Below are 2,094 nucleotides of genomic sequence, written 5' to 3' on the forward strand. Positions count from 1 at the left end.
TGAGGCCCAAAAGCGCGTTCAGGGCGCTGGTGCGATAGCCATCGGTGCCGTGAGCCACTCCGGCCTTGTCGAGCTCATCCATCACGATCACCGGATTGCCTGCGCCGGTAGCCAGGATTTCCTCGACCGGGCGCCCGGGGACCGCCGTGCTCCAGCCCCGGCTGGTGCCGGCCAACCTGAAGGCCTCGCCTCCCTTGCCGAGATCGACCTCCACGAAGGGAACGCGCGCGAGATCCGCCACCCGGCGGCCGAGGTGGGACTTCCCACTCGCGGGTGGGCCGTCGAGGAGGACCGGCGCGAAGTGGAGTCCGAGGCCCTCGCGGGCGCTCTGGCGAGCGCCGAGCCAGATGTGCTCGATCGCGGCGCCGAGCCACGGCGCCTCGTCGTAGAGTGCGGCCGCGAGCTCATCCGCCTGGTGCTCCGTCCTGGGGCCGCCCAGGGTGACGCCGGGAAGCCGGCTCTCGATGAGCTTGCGATCACCCTCCTTGAGGCTCGCAAGCCTGTTGGCGAGCGCCCGAGCGCTGACGATCCTCCGCGCTCGGCGAGCGATGCGTCGTTCGTCGTCGCGCGTGAGTTCCACTTCGATTTCGAGCGGAGGCCTCGGATCGAGCGACGGGTCGTCATCAGGGTCATGGAACGGCAGGTCGAGCTGCTCCTCCATGGGCGTTTCCACCCCGAGAGCAAGCAACTCGCGCACCCCGGCCTCGCGAAGCCTGCGAAGATGCGCCTCAAACCGGTGCCGGATGTCCGCCTCGGTCTCGCTCCACAGCCTCACGCCATGGATGATGGGATAGAGGCTACCGGCCATTGTGAGATCCGAGTTCCGCCCGCAGCGCCTCGCACCAGCGCTCCGCCCTGGCGAGGAGCGCGGGGAGCTCTTCGCCGTCTTGCCCGAACGCCGCGGCTCCGAGCTCGACCCAGCCGGTGCCCACGAGCCAGGCAGCCGGGCGCTCAGGCATGATGGCGAGAAGCGGCAACTTCAAGCGTTCAGCCCCGCCTTCGAGATAGCCCCTGGCGTAAAGGAGATCCGGCCCGCCCCCGACGAACGCCCAGTCGTCGAACACGGGCAGAGGACCGGCCGGAACGGAACGCAGGCGCGTCGCGTCCGCGATAAGGCGGCGCAGGACGGAGCCGGGCAGCCGGCCCAGGTCCGGCAGGGCGGGGTCGGACGCGGTCATTGCGCCGCATCCTGGAGCGGGCTCAACCACATAGGGCAGGCCATCAACACCCCGGCGAACGGGATGTAGATCGCAGGCTGGTTGGCGGCCGCAAGCACCGCCGGGAACGCCAGGATGCCTGCGAGGAGCAGGATCAGCCCCGCAACCAACGTGCAAAGCCACAGCGGCAAGTTCTCCACCCAAGTGCGCTCATCGGCATCCGAGATCGCAAGGACCCACATCGCGCAGGAGGCCAGAGCCGCGACAGTCATGTGCGCCGTAGCGAAGGTCAGCTCCGGCGGCATCGACCAGCCGGGCTCGTAGGTGACGATCACGTCCATGACATGTCCCGCGGCCCAGATGGCCCAGGCATAAGCGGCGACAAACAGAAGCGGCGCGAGCCGCCACGCGAAGTAGAGCAGGTAGAAAGCCACGATACACTCCGTCTCCACCGCCTGGATGGGGCGGCATTATGATGGGAGCGATCGGGATCGAACCGATGACCTGCCGCTTATAGGGCGGCGGCTCTACCTCTGAGCTACGCTCCTGTGATTAGGCCGCGCGGGCGCGAACTATTCGGGAGCGGAGAAGGGCGAGGAGTGCGGTCATGATTATTCTAAGATATTGAAATCGCGTACGGTTGGCAAGAGAGAACCTGCGATATGCCACGTTCTTTGGACAGGTTGGCGGAGATGCCCACGCCGGCGTAGAGGGCGCTTGCGACGGCCAGTGGTGCCACTCGGTACCTGCGGTGGCACGGGCAAGGGACTGCGCCCTTGCCTCCAGCCAGGCAGCGCTTTCTCCGCTCAGGCCGCCAAGGACGCCACATGGGCATCGATCGCCGAGAGCAGCGGCTCGACCCGGTACAGGACGCCGTCCTCGCCCCTTGCCTCACCGGCCAGGACCTCGCTCCAGCTTGCGACAAGCGCCTCCATGT

4 protein-coding genes and 1 tRNA gene are annotated in these 2,094 nt (G+C 67.6%); 1 reads left to right on the forward strand and 4 read right to left on the reverse strand.

What is annotated here, in order from left to right:
- From AC5JLB_RS01560 to AC5JLB_RS01575, 4 genes are all read right to left on the reverse strand, one after another.
- A partial coding sequence (locus AC5JLB_RS01560) for an AAA family ATPase (RefSeq protein WP_495872101.1) occupies positions 1 to 808 on the reverse strand: 808 nt, incomplete at its 3' end.
- Positions 798 to 1,178, reverse strand: a complete 381-nt coding sequence (locus tag AC5JLB_RS01565; RefSeq protein ID WP_495872102.1) for a hypothetical protein — start codon at positions 1,176 to 1,178, stop codon at positions 798 to 800. The genes AC5JLB_RS01565 and AC5JLB_RS01560, both read right to left, overlap by 11 nt.
- Positions 1,175 to 1,591: a hypothetical protein gene (locus AC5JLB_RS01570; RefSeq protein WP_495872103.1), complete on the reverse strand. Its 417-nt coding sequence runs from the start codon at positions 1,589 to 1,591 to the stop codon at positions 1,175 to 1,177. Before AC5JLB_RS01570 ends, AC5JLB_RS01565 begins: the two co-directional genes overlap by 4 nt.
- 42 nt (positions 1,592 to 1,633) lie before the next feature.
- Positions 1,634 to 1,704: transfer RNA gene (locus tag AC5JLB_RS01575), tRNA-Ile, on the reverse strand.
- Positions 1,705 to 1,797: 93 nt separating this feature from the next.
- Here AC5JLB_RS01575 and AC5JLB_RS01580 point away from each other — a divergent pair.
- The coding region (locus AC5JLB_RS01580; protein ID WP_495872104.1) for a hypothetical protein at positions 1,798 to 2,094 on the forward strand (297 nt) is incomplete at its 3' end.

This window comes from Myxacorys chilensis (assembly GCF_059505265.1).

Bases quoted from the DNA above. Each gene is read 5' to 3' on its own strand.
- AC5JLB_RS01565 (WP_495872102.1), bottom strand. From the start codon at position 1,178: ATGACCGCGTCCGACCCCGCCCTGCCGGACCTGGGCCGGCTGCCCGGC.